The sequence below is a fragment of the Paraburkholderia nemoris genome (assembly GCF_905221015.1).
GTDB lineage: Bacteria > Pseudomonadota > Gammaproteobacteria > Burkholderiales > Burkholderiaceae > Paraburkholderia > Paraburkholderia nemoris.
In genome coordinates this window covers 72,479-93,236 of sequence record NZ_CAJNBO010000008.1, presented here as the reverse complement: position 1 = coordinate 93,236, position 20,758 = coordinate 72,479, and the positions used below count along the sequence as shown (strand labels likewise).

The window sequence follows — 20,758 nt, the reverse complement described above, 5'->3', positions numbered from 1 at the left end:
AAAGTGCCGCGCAACGGCAGCGAGGATTCTTCGGGAAGTTAGCGGTTTGCAAGTGTAGCAGTGCGCTCAGATGCTTTCGCGGCATCAAACAATGACACCACCCGCTGGTGAGGTAAGCGAAGCGGCATCTGCGCGCGCAGTGTAAAGTTGCGTCTTTTTGCGCCGTTAAAGATGGCTTCACCGCCATTCTGTCCATCCCCTGAATACCTCGACGCTTCCCCCGTCGACCGCAATCCATGCAAACTGCTGCCCGCAAAGCGGCCCAACCGTCCCGCGCCGAACTCAGGCGTATCGTCACGGCAATTGTTATCGGCAACGGCTTCGTGGCGTACGACTTCACCGTCTACAGCTTTTCCGCAGTCGTCATCGGTAATCTGTTCTTTCCATCGAGCAATCCCGCGTCGTCGCTGCTGCTCTCGCTCGCCACCTTCGGCGCGGGCTTCGTGATGCGCCCGCTCGGCGCGATCATGATCGGCCACATTGCCGACAGCCGTGGCCGCAAAGCCGGCCTCACGGTATCGCTCACGCTGATGACCCTGGGCACGTGGCTGATCGCCTGCCTGCCGGGCTATGCGTCGATCGGTCCGGCCGCAACGGTGTTGATGGTGCTCGCCCGCCTGATGCAGGGGCTTGCGGCAGGCGGTGAGATCGGGCCGGCGTCGGCTTCGCTGATGGAGTCGGTCGCCTACCGGCACCGCTGTTTCATGGTGAGCTGGCGCGGCGCGAGCCAGGGCGCGGCCGCTTTTGCCGCCGCGCTGGTCGGGGCGTGCACGACGGCGCTGCTTTCGCCTGCCGCCATGCACGACTGGGGATGGCGCATTCCGTTCGTGCTGGGCGGGCTGATCGGACCGGTCGGCTGGTACCTGCGTCGCCGCATGCCGGTGGCCGCGCCGCTGCCGCATACGCGGCTCAGTCCGAGGCGCATGGTCACGGAGTACCCGCGTCCGTTCATCTGCGGCCTCCTGATGATGGCGGCGCCTTCGGTGGGCATCTACCTCACCGTCTTCTATATGCCGGCCTACCTGGTTCGTACGCTGCATCGGCCGGCGGCAATCAGTCTCCTGACGGCCTGCCTGTCGGGTCTCGTGATCCTGGTGGTGACGCCGCTCGTGGCGCGCGCGGCCGACCGTTTCGTGAGCCGCAAGACATTGCAGTACGCGGCACTGGTGGCGTCGCTGGCGGCCGCATGGCCGGCATTCTGGGCGCTGACCCACGGCGTGGGCGACGTTGCCGCGCTCGTCATCATCACGGGGTACGTCGCGCTTGCGGTCAACAATGCCGGCCCGAGTTCGGTGCTGATGATGGAAGCGTTTCCGGTGCATCGGCGCGCGGCGGGAGTGGCGATGATTTACAGCTTCGGCGTCGTCCTGTTCGGCGGATTTTCGCCGTTCCTCGTGACGTGGCTGATCAACCGCACGGGCGATCCGATGGTCCCGGCGTGGTATCTGATGGCCGCAACCCTGCTTACGCTTGCCGCATTAAGGGCCTTTCCCGAGGCAGAGGCGCCGGATGCGCGCCTTGCCAGCGCCTCGCAGCCGCCGGCTTAAACCGGCTTAAGCGTGCTCCCCCAACGCTCCCTCGCGCCGCGGTGCTGCAGATCCATGGCGCGCGCCCGCATGTCCTGCGGGCTCATGTCGAAGGCGCGGCGAAACGCGCGTGTGAAATCGGACGCGCTCTGAAAGCCGAGTCCATAGGCGATTTCCGTGACCTGAAGATGCGGGAAACGAACCAGTTCGTCCGCTGCTTCCCTCAAGCGGCGATTGCGGATGTAGGCGCCGAGCCCGCCATCGTGCTCGAACCAGCGATAGATGGTGGCGCGTTTCAGTTGCAACGCCTGAACCACGCTGGTCGGTGTGAGGTCGCCCTGGTGAAGATTGGCTTCGACGTAACGCCTTACCTGTCCCATCACGGCGGCCTGCATCGCCGCCCGGCTCGCGCCGGTCAGTCGCGCCTCCTTGCGGAAGGCGGCGATCAGCAGTTGGGCGCCGGCATGTAGTGCTTCCGCCGCACTGGCGGGGTCGAGCCTGGGGATTTCCCGGGCGACTGCGGTCAGGTGGTCCAGCACCAGACTGGTCAACGGCGCTCCCTGCTGGACGACGCGGCCGTGAATCGCTGTGGCGTCGCGCAGTTCCTCGTCCACGATCGCAGCGGGTACGAACAGGCTCAGAAGCCGGCATTCGGGCCGCTCGGCCCGAAACGGCTGATTCAGGTCGAACGCGACGATGCCCTGCACCGAGCCCCGCGCGCTGCGCTTCTTGCGCATGCCTGTCACGTGGCCGACCTCGCCTTCCACGAACAGTTGAAAGGCGTAATCGCGCCGCGAGTCTGTGGACACCCGCGCGACCGATCGTTCCAGCAACATCGCGTCCGTGCTGCAGTCCGTAAACACCATGCCGCCGACCGCATAAAGATCGATCTCACCGCGAAATCCACCGGCGACCTGTTGCTTCGACGGTGGCACGTCGACCACATGCCCCACGCGCTGGCGCCAGGCCAGAAACTGTTCGTCGGCTGCGAGCGCGTGCGTGCTGAAGCGGCTCGTGGAAATGACGGAGCGCGATTCGGCTGCGGCGGCAGCAGCCAGGTGAGGCGGCAAGGTGCGCTGGTTCATGGATCGGTTGCTGCGAACAAATGCGTGTGATTCCGGCGGGTAGCGGCGGTAACCAGATATTTAACACGCCGTCGTCCAATATTGAGACGGATGGTAAAGCCTAACAAAAAACCTGCGGTATCGTCGGATGATTAGATGCAGACCGTTTTCATCGACGGCGCCACCCATGCGTTTATAACAGGCCCCGCGCTGGAAAACACAACTGCACGCAGAGAGCGCGCCGATTGGCATTCCCGGCGCAATGGGTGCGAGGCCCAGGCTTTGCCGGCGGCCAATTTACGGGGAATCGAAAGATGAGCGGCACGAACAGGCAACCGACCGCCCAGCGCGGCGGGCTGCGTCCGGCCAGTCTGGTGGATAGCCAACTGGAGCATCTTGAGAACATGATTCAGTACGTGACACGTGGCGACGCGGTTAGCGTGCTGGTCCCGCTAGACCATGAGTACTGGGAAAAGCGCATTCGCGCGCTGGAAGAAACTCACGAGTTGCTTGCCAGTCAGCGCAAACGCGTCATCAAGCTTCTCGGCCTGCTCGGGAGTGAAGCGCAGATGAAGCTGAGGCGGCGTACCGCTGCCTGAGTCCGGATTTGCTGAAGGGGAAGGTTGCGAGGATCGGGGGTAGTTGCAGGAGAGAAGATCGGTGCCACAAGGTACCGGCGATAAAAAAAGAAGGACCTGAGAGTGCGGTAACGAGGCGGACGGGCCCACAGAGGTTCGCCGCTCAGCTGTGAAACCGTTGGGCGTCTTGCCCATCGGACGTTTGGGGGGTGTTGCAACTAGGACCTCCGAACTTGGCCGAGCAACCGGCTGGGGATTGCCACGAAAGTGTCGTCCTCGCCGGGCGCTCGCTCGGCTCCCCCCTGCGTCATACCCAACACTGTCTATATAGCCGTCAGTCCGTTTGGAGCGGCGCCTCTAATATTCCGCGATTTACTGCAAGATTGACCGCTTTTTAATAGGGCGCGGTTACTTTCAGGTATGCAGAATACGCAGTGAATATAGCGCTGATAAACTGTGCGCCGGAACAACAGGTCATCGCTTTCAAGGCGCCGATCGCTCCCCCAAATTCGACGATACGAATCGCCGGACCACCCACCGCTACCACCTGTATTTGACCAGTACTGGGCCCTCCTTTGGCCCGTTTTTGGAAGTGACTCATGAAGCCGGGAAAGAACTCGCTTGGGAAAAGACGCGCACGTAAGATCGCCATTGGGGTCAGTGCGGTATTAATCGCGGTATTGCTCGCACTGAGCGTTTGGATTTATCAGCAGCGCGACGTGCAGATAACCCCGGCGCTTACCGGCATCGCGAATCAGATGCGTCACCATCCCTCGGCGTGGACCCATGACGAGAAAGACGCGTCGCAAATGTTGCGTGATATTCACGACGCCAACGTGACCGTGATCGGCGTGAGCCCCAACGCGATTCTCGTGTCGAAGCGCGACGGCGCGAAATACTTCGTCACCGACCACAACGCGACGTTTTCGCACGCACTGCTGCTCGGTGAACCCAAAGCTGGCCAGGCCGCGTCCTATCAGCTCGTCTGGCTGCCCGACGCCGACATCCGCACCGGCGCATCGCGCTGGGTGCCGGTGTTCAATCAGGTACGCGACGTGATCAGCTTGCTGTTGCCGCTGTTGCTGATCGGCGGCATGGTGTGGTTTATGCGCCGCGAGATGAGAGGCGGCGCGTCGCTTCTCAGCAAGGCGCCTACGTTGTGTTTCGACGACGTGATCGGCGCGGGTGAAGCGAAGGCGGCGCTCGCGGACATCCGCGGCTATCTGTCCGATCCGAAGCAGTTCACGGCGATGGGCGTGCGCGCACCGTGCGGCATTCTGATGGTCGGCGGCCCTGGCGTCGGCAAGACGCGGCTTGCCCAGGCGCTCGCCGGCGAATGCGGCGCGAACTTCATTTCGATCACCGGCAGCTACTTCAGTGCGAAGTACTACGGCGTCGGCATCCAGAAGGTCAAACACCTGTTCGAACTCGCGCGCAAGAATGCCCCCACGGTCATCTTCATCGACGAAGCCGACGGCCTCGCCAAGCGCACGGATACCGGCGGCGGTCCCGTCGAAGCCGAGAGCAATCGCATCATCAACCAGTTGCTGGCGGAAATGGATGGCTTCGCTTCGAATGAAGGCGTGATCATCGTCGCGGCCACCAACCATCCCGACAATCTGGACGAGGCGTTGCGCCGGCCAGGCCGTTTCGATCGCACGGTGCAGGTCCGTTTGCCGGACCGCGAAGACCGCGCGAAAATTTTCCGCTTCTATGCGGAGAAGCTGAAGTCGAAGGCCGCCGACATCGACTATGACCAACTCGCTCGCCTGACCACCGGCCTGTCGCCGGCAACGGTCGCGATGGTTGTGAATCAGGCGGGGCTGGTCGCGCGCAAAGCCGGCGAGACGGAAATCGCCGCGAAGCATTTCATGGAGGCGATCAAGATTGCGCGCATCGGCGACGTGAGCGGCGCCGAGCGGGCACTGAGCGAGGACGAACGCACACGTATCGCGGTGCACGAAGCGGGGCACGGTCTCGTTGCCGCGCTGCTCGGCACCGGTGTGCTGGAAGAGGTCACGATCTTGCCGCGTGGCGGCGCATTGGGTGTGGCGCTCATCACGAAGGCGCAAGACAAGCACCTGTACCGCGAAACCGAGATCCGCAACGAGATTCAGGTCCTGCTCGGCGGTCGAAACGCAGAAATTCTCACGTTCTCCGAAGCGTCGAGCGGCGCCGCGTCGGATCTGCAGGAAGCGTCGCGCATCAGCCTCGACATGGTGTCGAAGTTCGGCTTCAACCGAGACGGCGATCTGTTCAGCCTCGCGGCACTGCCGTCGCAGTACGCGGGCCTGCAAATGAAGAACGCCATCGAGCACGCCAACGTGCTCCTCAAGGAGTTGAACGAGTTGTGCTATGGGCTGCTGCATGCCTATGAGCCCGTGTTGCGCGCCATTGCCGACGAACTGCTCGAGCGGGAGACGGTCCCGGGCGAAGCGGTTTACCGGCTGATCAAGGAGCACAAGAGCGCGTTGAAGATCGTTCACGAACCGGCTGCTGCTTGATCCGTTTGGCGCTGAATTGAGTTGACGTCAATGCGTGCGCTTGTGTACCTGGGTGCGCAAGCATTGCGTGAGCCGGGAGCAAGCGCGTCGTCGTTATAATCCGCCGCGCTTTTGTCCGATTTTTCCGGATGCGCGGCCTATACTGAATTTCGCGGTGCAGTCTTAATGCACCGCTGACTCACGAAGTCAGCCAATGCGCGGATTTCCGTGCGATTCCTCCGCACGCATCCGCCGGCACCGGGCTATCAATCACTTGCCCGGTGAAGCAATGCCCTCATCACTATCTTCCACTATCGGCCCCCCGGCATCGCACGCTTGCGCTGCTCGAATCGCCGACGATACCGTGTTGTATTTCCGCCGGACGCAATCCTGTTGACGGATTTCGTCCTTTCATCGCAGGCTCCGCGAATAGCGTTGGCCGTGTACGGGTGTGCCTGTTCAACCGGTTTGAATGGCTCGCTCAATTCAGTTAGGTAGCCGAAGTATGGGCATTGAATTGAATTGAACGTCTGATTTGCTTACGAAGGAGATGAACATGAATAGCAAACGTATAAGCGTTCTGTCGGCCACCGCCGTGGCGCTTCTGGCGCTCAGTGGCGCGGCAGCGGCCGCCGGGAAGTGCTCGCTGGCGACGCTGAATGGCGCATATGGGTTCAGCGCGCAAGGGCACCTGATTGGATTGCTGGATTCGTCGGGGGGCGTCCATCCGTTTGTCACGCAACAGCTGCTTAACGATGTCGCCCTCGTGACCTTCGACGGGGCCGGCCACTTTACGCGGATCGACACGGGTACCGTCGGCGGCGGGCCAAAGGGAGGCCAGACCGATTTTGTCGGCAATCAAACCGGCGTCTACACGGTCAAATCCGACTGCACCGGCACGATGACGATCCAGTATGACAGCGGGGTGGTACTTCTTCTGGAGATGGTCGTGACCGATGATGCGAGGGTGATCAAAGCGATCATCATCACCGAGACACTCCCGGGCGCCGCGCCCACCATCGACGGCACGGCTTGTCAGGCGCCTTGCGCCGAGGCGGTCGAGGTCAGTCTCGAAGGGCGGAAGGTCGTGTCTTTCGCCTTACGCTAAAGCCGGGCGGCTGCCACGCTTCTGGCGCCGCCACGAAAGCGGGAACGTCATTTCGCCGGTGGTGGTGTGTCGCCCTTTTGCGGCAGAGGCTGATCGAGACCCGGTTCGACCGGGGTAGGAATGGCATCGCCGATCGGCTTGGAGACCTCGGTAGGCGGGCTGCCGGGGTCTTCGTCCGGCCTGTTTTCGTGCTCGTTCGGGGGCTTGGGCATGTTTGCCATGATGGCTCTCCGGTGGATTGCTATGAGCAATGACCAGCAATACGCGTTCCACGGCCAGGTTTGGCCGGCGCGCGCAGCCCAAACTACTTATAAAACCCCGGATTTCCAGACCATTTGCGCAGCGGCCGCCAGGACGAACACCAGAACCAGAACGCGAAACGCCCCCGGCGGTAATCTGTCTCTAAGCGGCCGTACTAACAGTATGCCCACGATCACCGGCACACTCGCGCAGACCGAAATGACCAGATCGCTCCAGCTGGCATGCGCACCGCCGCTAAACGTGGCAACCAGCGTAATGATCGACACCACCAGAATAATTGCGATCTGCTTGGTAAAGACTTTTCCCGTGGCGCCCGTGGCGATCAGATACATCGCCAGCAAAGGCCCCGGCACCGAAGCGATGCTCTCCATCAGCGCCGCCCCGAATCCCAATACGAAGCCGGCAGGTTTCGCCCATCTTGGTGACAGCGTGAGTCGCGGCGAAAGCAGCAGGAGCAGCGCCGCAACGATCAGCAATACGCCCGCAGCAGCCTGCGCGCGATGAGGCGCAAGCGAAATCAGTACGCTCACGCCGACGATGTTGCCGATCACCGTACCGATCAAGGGCGCGGCAATGCGCCGGACTGTCGGCAGCATATCGCCGCCTTCCAGTGCTTGTGGAATATTGCCGAGAATGATCGGCATCGACAGCAATAGAACGGCCTCCTTGATCGGCATGAACTGGCTGAGAATCGGCATCGCCACGAGCGGCACGCCGATACTCACCACGCCCTTGACCATCCCGCCCAGCAATAGCGCCGCAACTATGCCAAGCAGCGCGTAAAGGCTGAGTGTCTGCAGGCTCGCGCCGAGCACGCCGTTGGCGAAACTGAAATGAAGCATCGTCGAAGTCCGCGAGCCAACCGCGCGGACCAGATGCGGATGGACCGGAGTTCGCGCGGGCAGTGGCTTGTTTTTATCGTTCGGCCTGTTCAGTGCCTGCGTGTCGCGCAAGGGTCGAAGCGGCCGGCTAAGTGAGGCCGCATGATACCGCGCCCTTACTCAAGTCGCATGAAAGCAGAACGTAATGGGCGAGTCCTTCAGGCGGCATCTGAAGCGGTGCTTTTGTCTCTCAGCGCATGCCCATTGCGAGCGGCAAAAGTGGCCGGCGTTTGCGTCGCCATTGGCGTCGTGCTGTCCAACGGCGCACGCCGCGTTTTCAGGCGAAGAATCGGTGCTTCGATCAGGCGCCAGGACAGCACGGCCATCGTCAGCGAAATCAGGAACGACGCGACAATTCCGGCGACATGCGCCCACAGCGGCACGGTGCCGCCGAAGAACGCGGCGGCGTGGTGGTTACGGGTCAGGTCTGGAATCAGGTTGTGATAGAGATAAAAGCCGTAGCTGATGCGTCCAAAGTTTATTAGCCAGCCGGTTTCGAGCAGGCCGATTACGGCCGCGTTGCGGCAGCACGCAATCGAACATACCAGTGCCGCGATAGAGAGGCCATACAAGGCGCTGACCGTCGTGAAGGCAAGCGAACTGTTCAACTGACTCCACATGGGCTCGGTCGCACAGAAGCCCACAAGGCAAACGCTCAACACGAACAGCGTCATGCCATGCCCGAGCACGACTCGCAAGCGGCTCTCTTTCCTCGCGATCAGCAAGCCACCAATCCCGCCCAAGGCCAGCAGCCAGAAGTTGGTCAGCGGATGCGTATAGATCGTGATGTCCTGCCATTGTGCAGCACGCATCGCCAGCAGCGAAACCAGTCCAATCGCGACGATCGCGAGGCACACCGCGCGATGCCGCCGCACCGCAACCAGCAGCAATAACGGCGCAAACACGAGATAGAACTGCTCTTCGATCGCGAGACTCCAGAGATGCGAGTAACGCCCCGGCCAGTAATGCAGCACCGAGCCGATCCAGAAGTTCGACAGATAAGCGAAATGAAACGGCATGCCACTCGCTAACTCCGGGCTCGCCAGCCCGAGCGCCATCAGCACGCACATCACCACCAGCATCAGGTAGTAAATCGGAAAAATGCGCAACGTGCGGCGAAACAGAAAGCGCTTCAGTTCTGCACCGAACCGGCTACCGTTGGTTTCGATGCGCGCGCGTTGCGCGGACAAAATACCGATGATCAGAAATCCGCTTAGCGCGAAGAATATCCACACGCCAAGATGGCCAATCTCGCCGATGTCGCCGAATAAACGGTGCTGAAAAAAGACCATGAGGACTGCGATCGCACGCAATCCGTCGAAGCCTGCAATCCTGTTGTTCATGTGCGTATCTTCCAGTGCGAAGGCGGTGCGCAAGGCACTGCCGTTCAGGGCGAGACTACGATGAAAAAAAGCGAAAAAAATCGCGCAGCGCAATCGGTGATTTTTTTCAGTGACCTTTACCGATCGTGCCTGTGCGGGATGGTTTAAAAGCCGCAAAACTTGCTGCAAGACTTTCTGCTAAGCATGGTGTGACGACTCAGTATTACTGCATGCCGACATCTGATTTTCAGATTGCTGGCACTCCGAATGCATTTAGAGGGCGGTTGTCAGCGCGTGTCGAGTTGGCGCACGGTCTCGGTGGGAACGTTTTATCCTCATGGAGTTCCTACATGGAACGCCCTGTGTATGACCGCTTTTCACGGCGCATTGCACACACGCGCCATCTTGCGAGAACCAGAATGGACACCCGCCGCGGACGCTCGATCGAAGTGGATTTCTTCCGCGGCGTCGTGTTGATCGTCATCGTGCTGGACCACATTCCCGGCAGCACGCTGTCGCATCTGATGTTGCACACGTATGCCCTGTGCGACTCGGCGGAAGTGTTCGTGTTCCTCGGCGGCTATGCGTCGGCGGCAGCGTTCACAGCGGTACTTGCGGGCCGCGGCGAGAGTGCGGCGAAGATGCGTTTCGTGAGGCGCTGCTGGGAGATCTATCGCGCCTATCTATTGACGGCCGTATTGACGCTGCTGTCCGGCGCTGTGCTTGCGCTATTGCATCTGAACCAGCCGATGGTCGACCTGACCGGCTGGCAGCCGTTCGCGGTTCAGCCGCTGCGCGAAGCGTTCGATATCGCCGTGCTGCGGCGTCAGCCGTATTTGTCGAGCGTGCTGCCCATGTACGTGATCTTTGCGCTATTCGTGCCATTCGTGGTGCCGTTGGCGCGCCGGTCGTCGCTCGCGGCGCTCGGTCTGAGCATGACGATCTGGGCGCTTGCCCGGCCGCTGGCCGCGCTATTCAGCATTGACGACGTGGCCGACTGGGCTTTTAATCCGTTTGCATGGCAACTGATGTTCGTGCTCGGTATTCTGTGCCGGGTGCAACCCGTCAGCGAGCGCTTTCACGCCACCCGCACGGCGCACTGGTTCACGCGCGCCGCGGTGGTCGCGGTGCTGGCGTTCGCCATTGTTAAACTCTTTGTGCTGACGCAGCCGCTGCCCGGCGTGAATAAACAGAACCTTTCCGTGGAACGTGTGATCAACTTTCTCGTCATCGCCTGGCTCGCCGCGCAGTTCGTGCGCACGGGCAGCATCGCGTGGCTCGCACAGCGCTTGCCGGCCGTGGTGACGGTCGGCCGTACCGGGCTCGTGTGTTTTGTCGCCGGCACGCTGGTGTCGTTGATCGTCGATACGGCAACGCCGCATACGTTCCACGGTTTTCGCGGCACGCTGGTCGGGCTCGGCGGCGATCTGGTCGCCATTGGCGCAGTGCTGATGATCGCGCGCGGCTGGAATGACTGGAAAGGGCCGCGCTCGCGCGCGGCTGTCAACGGCGCGGGTTACGGATGAGGGCGCGTATGCGCCATGTCCGTCATGGGCTTTCCAAGGGGTGTTCACGCACGGCCGTCACGGTGGCCGGCGCCGTGCTATGGCTGACGAACGCCTCGCAGGCATTCGCCGCGCCCAAGGACGCGCCGCTCGCCATGCGTTGCGCGGAATTCGCGGGCGCGGTGTTGCCCCCCGAACTGATCGCTTTGCCGACTGCTGGCGTGCAGATCGAAAGCGCGGCGATGGTCGCGGCCACGGCGCTCGGCAATCAGCAAGGCGGCGAATATTGCCGTATCACCGGGCGCATCAAGGCGCTCAAAGCCACCACGCCGGATATCCGCTTCGACCTGAATCTGCCGCGACGTTGGAACGGCCGCGCGTTGCAGATCGGCGGCGGTGGTTATAACGGCGTGGTGGTGAGCGGGACGGGCGTGATGCCGTTCTCTCCGGATCGCGCACCGCTCGCGCAAGGCTATGCGACCTTCGGCGACGATTCGGGGCATGTGGGCGATTCGTCGCTCGCGGTCTTCGGCCTCGTGGATGAAGCGGTGACGAATTTCGGCTACGCCCATCTGAAGAAAACGCACGACGCCGCGCTCGCGCTGATTGCACGCGCTTACGGCCGGCCGCCGCAACGGATGTATTTCGCCGGTGGCTCGACGGGCGGCCGCGAAGGCTACACGGTGATGCAGCGCTATCCCGACGACTACGACGGCGTGATCGCCAATTCGCCCGCGCTCAATTTTTCCGGCGTGCGTTTGATGGGCGTGAAGCTCGGTCAGGCGGAATACGCGACACCCGGCGGTTTCATTCCGCCGCTATTGCTCGAGCATGTGTATCAACGCACGCTCGCGGTCTGCGACCGGCTCGATGGCGCGGCGGACGGCGTGGTCAGCGACGTCGAAGCGTGCAAGGAACACGAAGCGGAAATCATCGCCTCGTTGCGCTGCGCCGGACGAGCCCCCTCGCATGACGAATGCCTCACCGACACGCAGCTCTCCACCTTGCTGCTGATGCGCGACGGCTTGTCATTGCCCTACAAGCTGGCATGGAATGTTAGCGGCTATCGCGGCTACAACGTCTTTCAGGGCACGCATCTGACCGGCATGCTCGGCCTGGGGCATCAAGCCGGGCGCCTGCCGGTGCCGACCTTCTACGCCAACGGCTACCTGTTCGCGCAGGGTGACGGCTACATCCGCTACTTCGTGGCCCACGATGCGGAGTTCGACTCGCTCAGGTTCGACCCGCTTCATCCCGGCAAATATCGCGGACAGCTCATCGCGCTCTCACAGACGATCGGTGCGATGAATCCCGACCTGGCCCGCTACATCGCGCGGGGCGGCAAGCTCATCACCCTGCAGGGCCTCGCCGACGAAGTCATCAGCCCGAACCAGACGATCGCCTACTACGATGCGCTGATCGATCGATTCGGTATCGACCAGGTCAATGGGTTCATGCGGCTCTACATGGTGCCGGGCTTCCAGCATGGCAGCGGGGTGTTCATCCCCTCGGTGGATCTGCTGGGTGCGCTCGACAATTGGGTGACGCGTGGCGTATCCCCCGAAACACTGACCGCTACGGATATCGCGGCCGCGACCAACGGACGCTCGCGTCCGTTGTGCCGTTACCCGCTGTTTCCCCGCTATAGCGGCAAGGGCAACGTGAATCTCGCCAGCAGTTTCGCGTGCGCCGAACCGTGACAGGCCCCGGCCTGTCTGTCAGGAACCCTGCCCGGCCCTGAAAGGCTGATACGCTTGCCGGCGGTATCCGCTCCTCCGAAATCTCGCGGTTACGCTGCACGCTTTCCCACTTTCAATTACATTGCGGGTGCGGCGGCGTATTCGTCCCGCCCCCTTTTAATCCAATACCGGTGTCTGCCATCGTCGAATCCATGCAGCCTATCGTCTCGGTCACGAATCTGTCGAAAACCTATGCCACGGGTTTTCATGCACTCAAAAACATCAATCTGGCGATCAATCGCGGAGAAATCTTCGCCTTGCTGGGGCCAAACGGGGCGGGTAAAACCACCCTCATCAGCATCATTTGCGGCATTGTCAACGCGAGCGTTGGCAGCGTGATGGTGGACGGCCGCGACATCGCGACGGACTATCGCGGCGCACGCTCGCTGATCGGCCTCGTGCCGCAGGAGCTCACCACCGACTCGTTCGAAACCGTCTGGGCGACCGTCTCTTTCAGCCGCGGGCTGTTCGGCAAGCCGAAAAACCCCGCTTACATCGAAAAGATCCTGCGCGATCTGTCGCTGTGGGAAAAGCGCGATAGCAAGATCATTACGCTGTCGGGCGGCATGAAGCGCCGCGTGCTGATTGCGAAGGCGCTTTCGCACGAACCGCGCGTGCTGTTTCTCGACGAACCCACGGCCGGTGTCGACGTCGAGTTGCGCCGCGATATGTGGAAGCTGGTGCGCTCGCTCACCGCAAGCGGTGTGACGATCATTCTCACCACGCACTATATCGACGAAGCCGAGGAAATGGCTGACCGCATCGGCGTGATCAATGCGGGCGAAATCATGCTGGTGGAAGAGAAGACGGAGTTGATGCGCAAACTCGGCAAGAAGCAGTTGACGCTGCAACTGGAGAGTTCGCTCGCGGAAGTGCCGTCGGCGCTGGCCGGATATGGGCTGGATGTCGCCAAAGGTGGCAATGAGTTGATCTACACGTATGAGGGCGACGGTGGGCGCACTGACATCATCGCGCTGCTCAAAGCGCTCGACGATGCCGGCATCCGCTTCAAGGATCTGCATACGACGCAAAGTTCGCTCGAAGACATCTTCGTCAGTCTGCTCCGAGGTAACTCATGAACATCTACGCAATCCGCGCGATCTATAAGTTCGAGATGGCGCGCACCTGGCGCACGCTGATGCAGAGCATCATCGCGCCGGTGATTTCAACTTCGCTTTACTTTGTCGTGTTCGGCGCGGCCATCGGTTCGCGTATCAAGGAGGTGGACGGCATCAGTTACGGCGCGTTCATCGTGCCGGGTCTGATTATGCTTTCGCTGCTGTCGCAAAGCATTTCGAACGCGTCGTTCGGGATTTACTTTCCACGCTTTACCGGCACAATCTACGAGTTGCTATCGGCGCCGGTGTCGTATTTCGAAATCGTGGTGAGCTATGTGGGCGCGGCGGCCACCAAGTCGATTCTGCTCGGCTTGATCATTCTGGCTACGGCCGGCCTGTTCGTGCCGCTGCAGGTGCAGCATCCGTTCTGGATGATTCTGTTTCTCGTGCTCACCGCGGTCACGTTCAGTCTGCTCGGTTTTATTATCGGCATCTGGGCGGATAGCTTCGAGAAGCTGCAACTCGTGCCGCTCCTGATCATCACGCCGCTTACGTTCCTCGGCGGCAGTTTCTATGCGGTCAATATGCTGCCGCCGTTCTGGAAGGTCGTGACGCTGTTCAATCCGATCGTTTACCTGGTCAGCGGCTTTCGCTGGAGCTTCTATGGTCTCGCCGATGTGGATGTCGGTGTCAGCCTCGGGATGACAGCGCTGTTTCTGGCCGTGTTTCTCGTGATCGTTGCCTGGATCTTCAAGACCGGGTACCGGTTGAAGAGCTAACAGCCCTCAGAATGGACGTGACGGTGTTCGCCGTCACGTCCGCTGCTTTCCTCCCGGGCAAGTTCCTTCCGTTATTCCGCCGCAGTTTCCCCGCGATTTCCCCCCGCAATTCCCCCCGCAGCCCCTCAGGCTATCCCCTTAGTCCATCCGGACGATGCCCTCACAAGCCCAATCGCCGTCAATGACGGTATGAACCGGGAGCGGCGCGGCATGATTTTTCGCCGACCGCATCCCGGCACACAGCGACGTGGCAGCCGTTGGGGCCGCGTATAGGGATGGAGACGAGTGGGATGAGAGCGGTTGCGATGCGGGAGGGATGCAAATGAAATCCAGAGTTCAGCGGGACGGATTGATTGCCGGTTTGCTGGTGGCGATCGGCGTGGTCGGCGTATCCCTGCGGCAGCTCTATGCATGCGCCTGGAACGACGAGTTTCCCGGCATGGTGTGTACGGCCGGGTCATCGCTGTCGTTGTTTCTGGGGATCACCGGGCTGGCTGCGCTGGCTGGAAGAATCTGGGCGCGCCGCTCCGGCGCGGACGAACAGTGCTTCACATTCCTCGGCGCGGTGGGCGGCGCAGCGCTGGTGTATGCGATGGTGGTGACAGGTTTTTAGTGTGCCGCGCAGCGTATCAGGCCACGATCGCCGGATGCGCCTGCACCGGTCCGCCCAACGCCTCGCGATGCGAAGGCGGCCGGCGTCCGTCGAGCTCGGTGATACCGTACTCGTGCGCAAGCTCCGCGCCGACCAGCACCAAACCGGATTTCTGCTGACGTTGCGGGTCGCGATACAGTGCATCGATCAGGCGCCCCGTGAATTGCGGCGTCTCAGCGAGTTCGCTGAAGCCTGCATACTGTTCGGGATGCTCGGCGATCACGCGCGCGGTGCGCTCGGTTTGCAGCATGCCCATCCAGATGGAAACCGCGGCGACGCCATGTGGTTTCAGATCGACGGCCATGTCCTTGGCGAACTTGTCGACGCCCACTTTCTGCGCGCCGTATGCCGCGCCGTGCATATAGCAGCTTGCGCCGAATGAAGACGTGAACGCGATCAGCCCGTCGCCCTGTTCGGCCATTAACTTCGCGGCATGCCAGCTCGCGACATACGCGGAGCGCAGGCCGACGTCGAGAATATTCACGAGGTCCAGCGGCTTTTCCCAGAACGGCGCCGGGCGGATCAGTTCATCATGCAACGCGGTGGCGTTGTTGACGAGGATGTCGAGGCGCCCGCTGTTGTGACAGATGTACTCGAACACTTCCGCGACTTGCCGGTCATCGGCGTGATCGCAGGCGAGGGCGATGCCTTTGCCGCCGAGCCTGTCGATCTCGATCGCCGTCGCGTGCACCGTGCCGGGCAATGGTGCGTCACCTTCGCGTTGTGTGCGTCCGGTCACGTAGACGGTCGCGCCGGTTGAGGCGAGCGCGAGTGCGATACCTTTGCCTGCGCCGCGCGAAGCGCCGGTGACGAGGGCTACGTAGGGTTTTTGACGTTGATTCATCGAGGATTCACCATGAGGAGGCTTCGAGTTCGTATGACGCGGGCTGAGCGTTTAACTACACCGTCGCTGCGGACCGAACCGGCGCGGACATCGGCGGCGCGCTGACCCTCGGCGCGGCAGGCGCGCGTTCGAAAGCGTGCGGGTTATCCAGATCCGCTTCGCCAAGCGGAATGAACGCCATGATTTCGAGTTCATGACCCGACAGCGCCGGCAGCCTGAACGGACTCGACAACACATTCAGCCGACGCACGCCGAGCTCGCGCAGAATCTGCGAGCCGATGCCGGAGAGTCTGCCGTCCTTGCGCGTTGGCGTAGCGTTGCTGCTGTTCATCGCATCGGCTCGCATGTCGCAATCGAGCAGCACCGCTACGCCGCATCCGGCCGCATCGATTTTTTGCAGCGCCGCGTGCAGCGGCCACGAATGTGCGGATGGTTCTGCGTCGAGCAGATCGAGCAGCGAAAAGCATTCGTGCACGCGCGTGAGCACCGGCACGTTGGGCAGGGGCGTGCCGCGCACCAGCGCGAGATGCGTGGATTGCCGTACCGTGTCGCGATACTGAATGGCGCGAAACGGTCCCCACGGCGTGTGCAACGGCCTCTCGCCGACACGTTCCACGAGCGTCTCGTGAGTGCTGCGATAGTGGATCAGATCGGCGATCGTGCCAATCTTCAAGCCGTGCAGTTCCGCGAATTCGATCAGTTGCGGCAGGCGCGACATGGTGCCGTCGTCGTTCATGATTTCGCAGATCACGGCGGCTGGCGTCAAACCTGCCAGCGCGGTGAGATAGCAACCGGCCTCGGTATGTCCGGCACGCACCAGCACGCCGCCTGGCCGCGCGGCAATGGGGAACACGTGACCCGGTTGCACCAGATCCCCGGCGCGCACCTCCGCGTGAATCGCGGTGCGGATCGTATGCGCGCGGTCGGCGGCGGAGATGCCGGTGGTGACACCTTCTGCCGCCTCGATGCTGACGGTGAACGCGGTGCCGTACTGCGTGCCGTTCTGTTCCGCCATCGGTGGAAGTTTCAGGCGCGCGCAGTGTTCGGCTGTCAGCGTCAGACAGACGAGGCCGCGGCCAAAGCGCGCCATGAAGTTGATCGCTTCGGGCGTGACGTGGTCGGCGGCAATGAGCAGATCGCCTTCGTTCTCGCGATCTTCCTCGTCGACCAGAATGATCATGCGGCCGGCCTTCAGCTCGGCGACGATTTCGTCGGTGGTGGCGAGTTTCATGGGTTTATCCCTGTGCTACTACTGTTACTGGCGCTGCATGGAAAGAGAGGCGCTCAACGTGCGCCAGAACCGAACACAGGCGCGCGCCTGTCAAAGAAGGCGTCGATGCCCTCGCGGAAATCGTCGCCTGCCGCGCAGTGCAGAAAGCTGCGCTGCTCCGCGTACAGATGCTCGGCGAAGCTGCGCTCGGGCGCATGCTGGATCAGATCCTTGGTTTGCGCGAACGCATCCGGCGAGAGCGCGCCCATCCGCTTTAACAGCGCGCGCGTTTGCGCGGTGAGGTCATCGTCCGGTACGACCCAGTTGACGAAGCCCGCTCGCAATGCTTCGTCGGCGGTATGCCGTTCGTCGAGATACATCCACTGCGCAGCCTGTTTGGTGCCGAGCACGCGCGGCAACGTGTAGGTCGCTCCGCCATCGGGCGAGGTGCCGATGCGGCCATACGCCGAAGTGAACGTCGCGCTCTTTGCGGCGATCGCCAGATCGCAGGCCGCGACGAGGCTTAAGCCGAAGCCCGCCACGGCGCCGTTGACGCTGGCAATCACCGGCTTGCGCGAACCCGTGACGGTCTCGGCCACGGTTTGCGCAAGCCGCACGAGTTTGCCGATCGAGCGGTCGCGTGCCACGGGTTTTGCGTCGAGTGCGGTGCGCATGGTCTGCAGATCGCCACCCGCCATGAACGCGTTGCCGGCGCCGGTCAGCACGATCGCGCGGATCTCGTCGTGGTGGGCGAGGCGTGCGAGTTTGGCGTTCAGTTCGATTGCCATCGCTTCGTTGAGGGCGTTCAGTGCCTCGGGGCGGTCGAACGTGAGCGTCGCGATGCCGTCTTCGGCCGCGAGGCGGATCAATGCAGTCATATCTTGTCTGGTCAGCGGAGTCAGGTGTTCTGGGTGTGCAGTGCATGGCGTAAGGCTTGCGCTGCCATCGTCAGCGCATGGTCGGCCGCATCGAGTACGCCGAGAAAACTGGCGAAGCCGTGCATTTGCCCCGGCCAGCGCAGATGCGTTGTGAGCACGCCGGCTTGCGCGAGACGTGCCGCGTAATGCTCGGCCTCGTCGCGCAGCGGGTCGTATTCCGCGCTGATGATGGTGGCGCTGGCCACGCCGGTGAGATCGGTGGCGGCGAGCGGACTGGCGAGCGGATCGGCGCGATTGGAGCCTGCGGCGAAATACTGGTCTTTGAACCAGCGCATCATGTCCGCCGTCAGCAAGTAGCCGTCGCCCATCGATTTGTATGAGGGATATTCGGTCGCGCAATCCACCACCGGGTAGAGCAGCAGTTGATGCGCGATATTCACGCCGCTATGACGCACCTGCTGCGCGGCTACCGCAGCGAGATTGCCGCCCGCGCTGTCGCCGGCAACGGCAAGCGCGCCGGACCGCACGCGCAGATCGGCTGAGTTGGATGCGGCCCAGCGCACGGCGTCGCACGCATCGAGTGCGGCGGCCGGAAAACGCGCTTCCGGCGCGAGCTGGTAATCGACCGATAGCACGACCGTTCGCGCGCGCTGCGCCAGACACCGGCACAGGTTGGCATGGGTGTCGAGCCCACAGGAAACGAAGCCGCCGCCGTGAAAGAAGACGGTCAGGGGAAGCAGGCCATCGCCGCCTTCGATCACCGGCCGGTAAAGGCGCGCGCCGATCGGGCCGCCGGCGGTCGGGATCATCAGATCTTCTTCCGAGGCGACCGTGTCGCCCGGCGCAAAACCGCCGCCCGCAGCGAGCATTGCGCGGTAAGCGGGCGCAGTGAGTTGCGCGAAATCGAGCGGGGGCATACCGGCAAGAGCGGCGAGCACGGCCTGCGCTTCTGGATCGAGCGCCATCGGGTCTCCTGAGAAAGCTGTCATGAAAGCGGCTATACCGCGTATAAGCGATGCGGCCGTACATGACGCGAATCGTGCCGCAAATCAGGGCATTCAGCGCGCACGCCGCAACACTGAATGCATTGAAACGCGGCGGCTTTAAGGGGGCATCGTCCGATTGGACGAGAGTTCGTTCGCACGCTCAGCGAAACTTTCGTCAGCTAAGTACTTCCCCCGATGCCAGCAAACAGATCGGCCCTTAAGCTTGGCGTCGCGATGCAAAGTCGCATGGAGGACGGAGAGTGTTGATGGAGACAAAATGGGCCCCTGAAGAGGGCCAGGCCATGAGTGAACTGGCCGAGGTGAGCGTCGCGCAGTTCAGCGAACTGACCGCGCGCATTTATCAGGGGGCGCTGGAAAGCACGCCGTGGGCTAGCGCGCTTGAGTTGATCCGCACCTCGCTCGGTGCGAGCTATACCACCCTGATTCTGCGTTCGCCTTCGAGCGACCGGCGCGGTCTGATGGTGCACGCATCCGAAATGGGGTCGGGCGTGCCGGGCGAAGCCTCGTACAACAACTACTACTATTCGCTCGACCCGTTCGTCGGTTTGCCGGCGGATCGCGTGGTCACGGTCGACGAAGTATTCGGCGACACGGGCTGGCTCACCAGCGAACTCTACAAGCAGTTTCTGAAGCCGGCTGACATTCGCTACATCATGGGCGCCGATCTGCGCACGGAGTCCGGTGTCGAATGCCGGTTTCGCGTTTGCCGCAGTCATGCTTCGAAGCATTTTTCCGCGCGCGACAAGGCGTTTTGCGCGCTGTTGCTGCCGCATTTGCGGCGCGCGGTCGAACTGCATTCGCGGCTCGATATCGTGGAGTCGGAGCGCACGCTGTATGCGAGCGCGATCGACCGGATGCTGGTGGGCACGGTGACGCTCGACGAGAGCGGCGCGATCATGCGCACCAATAGCGTGGCCGATGAGATTCTCGCGCAGGGAAACGGTCTGCGGATCGTGCACGGCAATGTCGAGGCAACGGACGCGCAGGAGAACCGCAATCTGCAACGTGTGGTGCGCCATGCGCTGATGGGGCACTTCGGCACGGCAGCACCGATTGTCGAAGCCATACCGATCACACGCGGTTGCGACAAGCCGAAACTCGGCGTGCTGGTGCGCACGATTCCGCTGTCGGACTGGTCCGAGGACAACAAACGCCGCCCGGCAACCGTGCTGTTTCTGCGCGATCCCGATCGCAAGTCGCAGGGCTCGCAGGAGATCGTGCGCAAGCTGTTTGACCTCACGCCTGCGGAGACCTCGCTCGCATTGCTGTTGACCAATGGCCTGACACTGGAAGAGGCGGCCGACGAACTGGGCATCAGCAAGAACACTGCGCGGGCTCATCTGCGGGCAATCTTCTCGAAGACGGGCGTGACGCGTCAGGCGACGCTCGTGCGCATTCTGCTGGGCAGTGTGGTGCCGCTCGGCTGAACCCGCTGCAACTCAATTGAACGAGGGCGCCGTGTGTGCCGCGCTTGCATCTAGCGCGGCATACACGGCGCCTTCGACGTCTTAACCTGCGCGCTTTTGCGACAACACCAGCAACGCGCCATTCTTGTCCTCCAGCACCGCGCGCAATTCGTGCGGCCCTTGCTGCACCGGCACGCGTACTGACGCACCTGCCGCCACCACGCGCGCCATTGCCGCATACAGGTCGTCGTTTTCATCGACACGAAACACCAGCGCCGCGCGTTCGACGATCCGCTCTTCACCCGCTACTAACGCGATGCTCAGCGCGCCACCGTCGAGCGTGCAATAGCGTTCGCCGTCACGAAACTTCACCGTCAAACCCAGCCCGTCGACAAAGAGCGGCAGCGCCGCATCGATCGTGTCGACTGGGTACAGCATCATCGAAGCCTTCATTGCA

19 protein-coding genes are annotated in these 20,758 nt (G+C 62.2%); 10 read left to right on the top strand and 9 right to left on the bottom strand.

All coding sequences use genetic code 11. The features are described from left to right. Positions 1-236 precede the first annotated feature (236 nt). The gene (locus KHO33_RS14250; protein ID WP_200564829.1) at positions 237-1,547 is read left to right on the top strand and encodes an MFS transporter; all 1,311 of its coding nucleotides are present in this window, start codon (positions 237-239) and stop codon (positions 1,545-1,547) included. Here the strand turns inward: KHO33_RS14250 and KHO33_RS14245 are convergent. Then, positions 1,544-2,611 (bottom strand): AraC family transcriptional regulator, encoded by a 1,068-nt coding sequence (locus KHO33_RS14245; protein ID WP_200564828.1) that lies wholly within the window; start codon positions 2,609-2,611, stop codon positions 1,544-1,546. The two genes, KHO33_RS14250 and KHO33_RS14245, sit on opposite strands and share 4 nt — an antisense overlap. A gap of 293 nt (positions 2,612-2,904) precedes the next feature. Here KHO33_RS14245 and KHO33_RS14240 point away from each other — a divergent pair, with 293 nt between their 5' ends. The 3 genes from KHO33_RS14240 (at position 2,905) to KHO33_RS14230 (ending at position 6,759) form a co-directional block, all read left to right on the top strand. Next, on the top strand, positions 2,905-3,189 hold the full coding sequence (locus KHO33_RS14240; RefSeq protein WP_200564827.1) for a hypothetical protein: 285 nt from the start codon (positions 2,905-2,907) through the stop codon (positions 3,187-3,189). 578 nt (positions 3,190-3,767) lie between these two features. After that, positions 3,768-5,672: an AAA family ATPase gene (locus KHO33_RS14235; protein ID WP_200564826.1), complete on the top strand. Its 1,905-nt coding sequence runs from the start codon at positions 3,768-3,770 to the stop codon at positions 5,670-5,672. A gap of 535 nt (positions 5,673-6,207) precedes the next feature. Beyond that, positions 6,208-6,759, top strand: coding sequence for a hypothetical protein (locus tag KHO33_RS14230; RefSeq protein WP_128576841.1), 552 nt, complete (start codon positions 6,208-6,210; stop codon positions 6,757-6,759). Positions 6,760-6,806: 47 nt separating this feature from the next. On the opposite strand, the gene KHO33_RS14225 is transcribed toward KHO33_RS14230, so the two are convergent. The 3 genes from KHO33_RS14225 to KHO33_RS14215 form a co-directional block, all read right to left on the bottom strand. After that, entirely contained in the window at positions 6,807-6,980 is a 174-nt protein-coding gene (locus KHO33_RS14225; RefSeq protein ID WP_200564995.1) for a hypothetical protein, read from the bottom strand. An 87-nt stretch (positions 6,981-7,067) separates the two neighbouring features. After that, complete coding sequence (locus tag KHO33_RS14220; protein WP_200564825.1) at positions 7,068-7,862, bottom strand: sulfite exporter TauE/SafE family protein; 795 nt, start codon at positions 7,860-7,862, stop codon at positions 7,068-7,070. A 197-nt stretch (positions 7,863-8,059) separates the two neighbouring features. Beyond that, the gene (locus KHO33_RS14215; RefSeq protein WP_200564824.1) at positions 8,060-9,244 is read right to left on the bottom strand and encodes an acyltransferase family protein; all 1,185 of its coding nucleotides are present in this window, start codon (positions 9,242-9,244) and stop codon (positions 8,060-8,062) included. A gap of 398 nt (positions 9,245-9,642) precedes the next feature. Here KHO33_RS14215 and KHO33_RS14210 point away from each other — a divergent pair, with 398 nt between their 5' ends. The 5 genes from KHO33_RS14210 to KHO33_RS14190 all read left to right on the top strand — a co-directional run bounded on the left by KHO33_RS14210 (position 9,643) and on the right by KHO33_RS14190 (position 14,917). Next, positions 9,643-10,749, top strand: coding sequence for an OpgC domain-containing protein (locus tag KHO33_RS14210; RefSeq protein ID WP_200564823.1), 1,107 nt, complete (start codon positions 9,643-9,645; stop codon positions 10,747-10,749). Continuing rightward, positions 10,746-12,428 (top strand): tannase/feruloyl esterase family alpha/beta hydrolase, encoded by a 1,683-nt coding sequence (locus KHO33_RS14205; protein WP_200564822.1) that lies wholly within the window; start codon positions 10,746-10,748, stop codon positions 12,426-12,428. Before KHO33_RS14210 ends, KHO33_RS14205 begins: the two co-directional genes overlap by 4 nt. 191 nt (positions 12,429-12,619) lie before the next feature. After that, positions 12,620-13,546 carry an ABC transporter ATP-binding protein gene (locus KHO33_RS14200; RefSeq protein WP_054042631.1) on the top strand — a complete coding sequence of 309 codons (927 nt, stop codon included), beginning with the start codon at positions 12,620-12,622 and terminating at the stop codon, positions 13,544-13,546. Then, a complete protein-coding gene (locus tag KHO33_RS14195) occupies positions 13,543-14,304 on the top strand; it encodes an ABC transporter permease (protein ID WP_054042604.1) in 762 nt (253 codons plus the stop codon). Before KHO33_RS14200 ends, KHO33_RS14195 begins: the two co-directional genes overlap by 4 nt. Before the next feature lie 322 nt (positions 14,305-14,626). Beyond that, the gene (locus tag KHO33_RS14190; protein ID WP_200564821.1) at positions 14,627-14,917 is read left to right on the top strand and encodes a hypothetical protein; all 291 of its coding nucleotides are present in this window, start codon (positions 14,627-14,629) and stop codon (positions 14,915-14,917) included. Between the two features lie 16 nt (positions 14,918-14,933). Here KHO33_RS14190 and KHO33_RS14185 read toward each other — a convergent pair whose 3' ends face one another. From KHO33_RS14185 to KHO33_RS14170, 4 genes are read right to left on the bottom strand one after another with little or no spacing between them, the layout of a single operon-like run. Beyond that, the gene (locus KHO33_RS14185) at positions 14,934-15,800 is read right to left on the bottom strand and encodes an SDR family NAD(P)-dependent oxidoreductase (protein WP_200564820.1); all 867 of its coding nucleotides are present in this window, start codon (positions 15,798-15,800) and stop codon (positions 14,934-14,936) included. A gap of 55 nt (positions 15,801-15,855) precedes the next feature. Then, complete coding sequence (gene ribBA, locus KHO33_RS14180; RefSeq protein WP_200564819.1) at positions 15,856-17,031, bottom strand: bifunctional 3,4-dihydroxy-2-butanone-4-phosphate synthase/GTP cyclohydrolase II; 1,176 nt, start codon at positions 17,029-17,031, stop codon at positions 15,856-15,858. A gap of 53 nt (positions 17,032-17,084) precedes the next feature. Beyond that, positions 17,085-17,888 carry an enoyl-CoA hydratase/isomerase family protein gene (locus KHO33_RS14175; RefSeq protein WP_200564818.1) on the bottom strand — a complete coding sequence of 268 codons (804 nt, stop codon included), beginning with the start codon at positions 17,886-17,888 and terminating at the stop codon, positions 17,085-17,087. Positions 17,889-17,908: 20 nt separating this feature from the next. Then, positions 17,909-18,853, bottom strand: a complete 945-nt coding sequence (locus KHO33_RS14170) for an alpha/beta hydrolase (RefSeq protein ID WP_200564817.1) — start codon at positions 18,851-18,853, stop codon at positions 17,909-17,911. Between the two features lie 287 nt (positions 18,854-19,140). Here KHO33_RS14170 and KHO33_RS14165 point away from each other — a divergent pair, with 287 nt between their 5' ends. Beyond that, the gene (locus tag KHO33_RS14165) at positions 19,141-20,322 is read left to right on the top strand and encodes a helix-turn-helix transcriptional regulator (RefSeq protein ID WP_200564816.1); all 1,182 of its coding nucleotides are present in this window, start codon (positions 19,141-19,143) and stop codon (positions 20,320-20,322) included. Between the two features lie 81 nt (positions 20,323-20,403). Here KHO33_RS14165 and KHO33_RS14160 read toward each other — a convergent pair whose 3' ends face one another. Beyond that, complete coding sequence (locus tag KHO33_RS14160) at positions 20,404-20,754, bottom strand: VOC family protein (RefSeq protein ID WP_200564815.1); 351 nt, start codon at positions 20,752-20,754, stop codon at positions 20,404-20,406. Between the last annotated feature and the right edge of the window lie 4 nt (positions 20,755-20,758).

What these genes read in the sequence shown, in the direction of transcription:
- KHO33_RS14230 (WP_128576841.1), top strand. Translation starts at nt 6,208, where the DNA reads ATGAATAGCAAACGTATAAGCGTTCTGTCGGCCACCGCCGTGGCGCTT.
- KHO33_RS14220 (WP_200564825.1), bottom strand. Translation starts at nt 7,862, where the DNA reads ATGCTTCATTTCAGTTTCGCCAACGGCGTGCTCGGCGCGAGCCTGCAG.
- KHO33_RS14205 (WP_200564822.1), top strand. Translation starts at nt 10,746, where the DNA reads ATGAGGGCGCGTATGCGCCATGTCCGTCATGGGCTTTCCAAGGGGTGT.
- KHO33_RS14175 (WP_200564818.1), bottom strand. Translation starts at nt 17,888, where the DNA reads ATGACTGCATTGATCCGCCTCGCGGCCGAAGACGGCATCGCGACGCTC.
- KHO33_RS14165 (WP_200564816.1), top strand. Translation starts at nt 19,141, where the DNA reads ATGGAGACAAAATGGGCCCCTGAAGAGGGCCAGGCCATGAGTGAACTG.
- KHO33_RS14200 (WP_054042631.1), top strand. Translation starts at nt 12,620, where the DNA reads ATGCAGCCTATCGTCTCGGTCACGAATCTGTCGAAAACCTATGCCACG.
- KHO33_RS14170 (WP_200564817.1), bottom strand. Translation starts at nt 18,853, where the DNA reads ATGGCGCTCGATCCAGAAGCGCAGGCCGTGCTCGCCGCTCTTGCCGGT.
- KHO33_RS14240 (WP_200564827.1), top strand. Translation starts at nt 2,905, where the DNA reads ATGAGCGGCACGAACAGGCAACCGACCGCCCAGCGCGGCGGGCTGCGT.
- KHO33_RS14210 (WP_200564823.1), top strand. Translation starts at nt 9,643, where the DNA reads ATGGACACCCGCCGCGGACGCTCGATCGAAGTGGATTTCTTCCGCGGC.
- KHO33_RS14250 (WP_200564829.1), top strand. Translation starts at nt 237, where the DNA reads ATGCAAACTGCTGCCCGCAAAGCGGCCCAACCGTCCCGCGCCGAACTC.
- KHO33_RS14235 (WP_200564826.1), top strand. Translation starts at nt 3,768, where the DNA reads ATGAAGCCGGGAAAGAACTCGCTTGGGAAAAGACGCGCACGTAAGATC.
- ribBA (WP_200564819.1), bottom strand. Translation starts at nt 17,031, where the DNA reads ATGAAACTCGCCACCACCGACGAAATCGTCGCCGAGCTGAAGGCCGGC.
- KHO33_RS14160 (WP_200564815.1), bottom strand. Translation starts at nt 20,754, where the DNA reads ATGAAGGCTTCGATGATGCTGTACCCAGTCGACACGATCGATGCGGCG.
- KHO33_RS14215 (WP_200564824.1), bottom strand. Translation starts at nt 9,244, where the DNA reads ATGAACAACAGGATTGCAGGCTTCGACGGATTGCGTGCGATCGCAGTC.
- KHO33_RS14195 (WP_054042604.1), top strand. Translation starts at nt 13,543, where the DNA reads ATGAACATCTACGCAATCCGCGCGATCTATAAGTTCGAGATGGCGCGC.
- KHO33_RS14225 (WP_200564995.1), bottom strand. Translation starts at nt 6,980, where the DNA reads ATGGCAAACATGCCCAAGCCCCCGAACGAGCACGAAAACAGGCCGGAC.
- KHO33_RS14185 (WP_200564820.1), bottom strand. Translation starts at nt 15,800, where the DNA reads ATGAATCAACGTCAAAAACCCTACGTAGCCCTCGTCACCGGCGCTTCG.
- KHO33_RS14245 (WP_200564828.1), bottom strand. Translation starts at nt 2,611, where the DNA reads ATGAACCAGCGCACCTTGCCGCCTCACCTGGCTGCTGCCGCCGCAGCC.
- KHO33_RS14190 (WP_200564821.1), top strand. Translation starts at nt 14,627, where the DNA reads ATGAAATCCAGAGTTCAGCGGGACGGATTGATTGCCGGTTTGCTGGTG.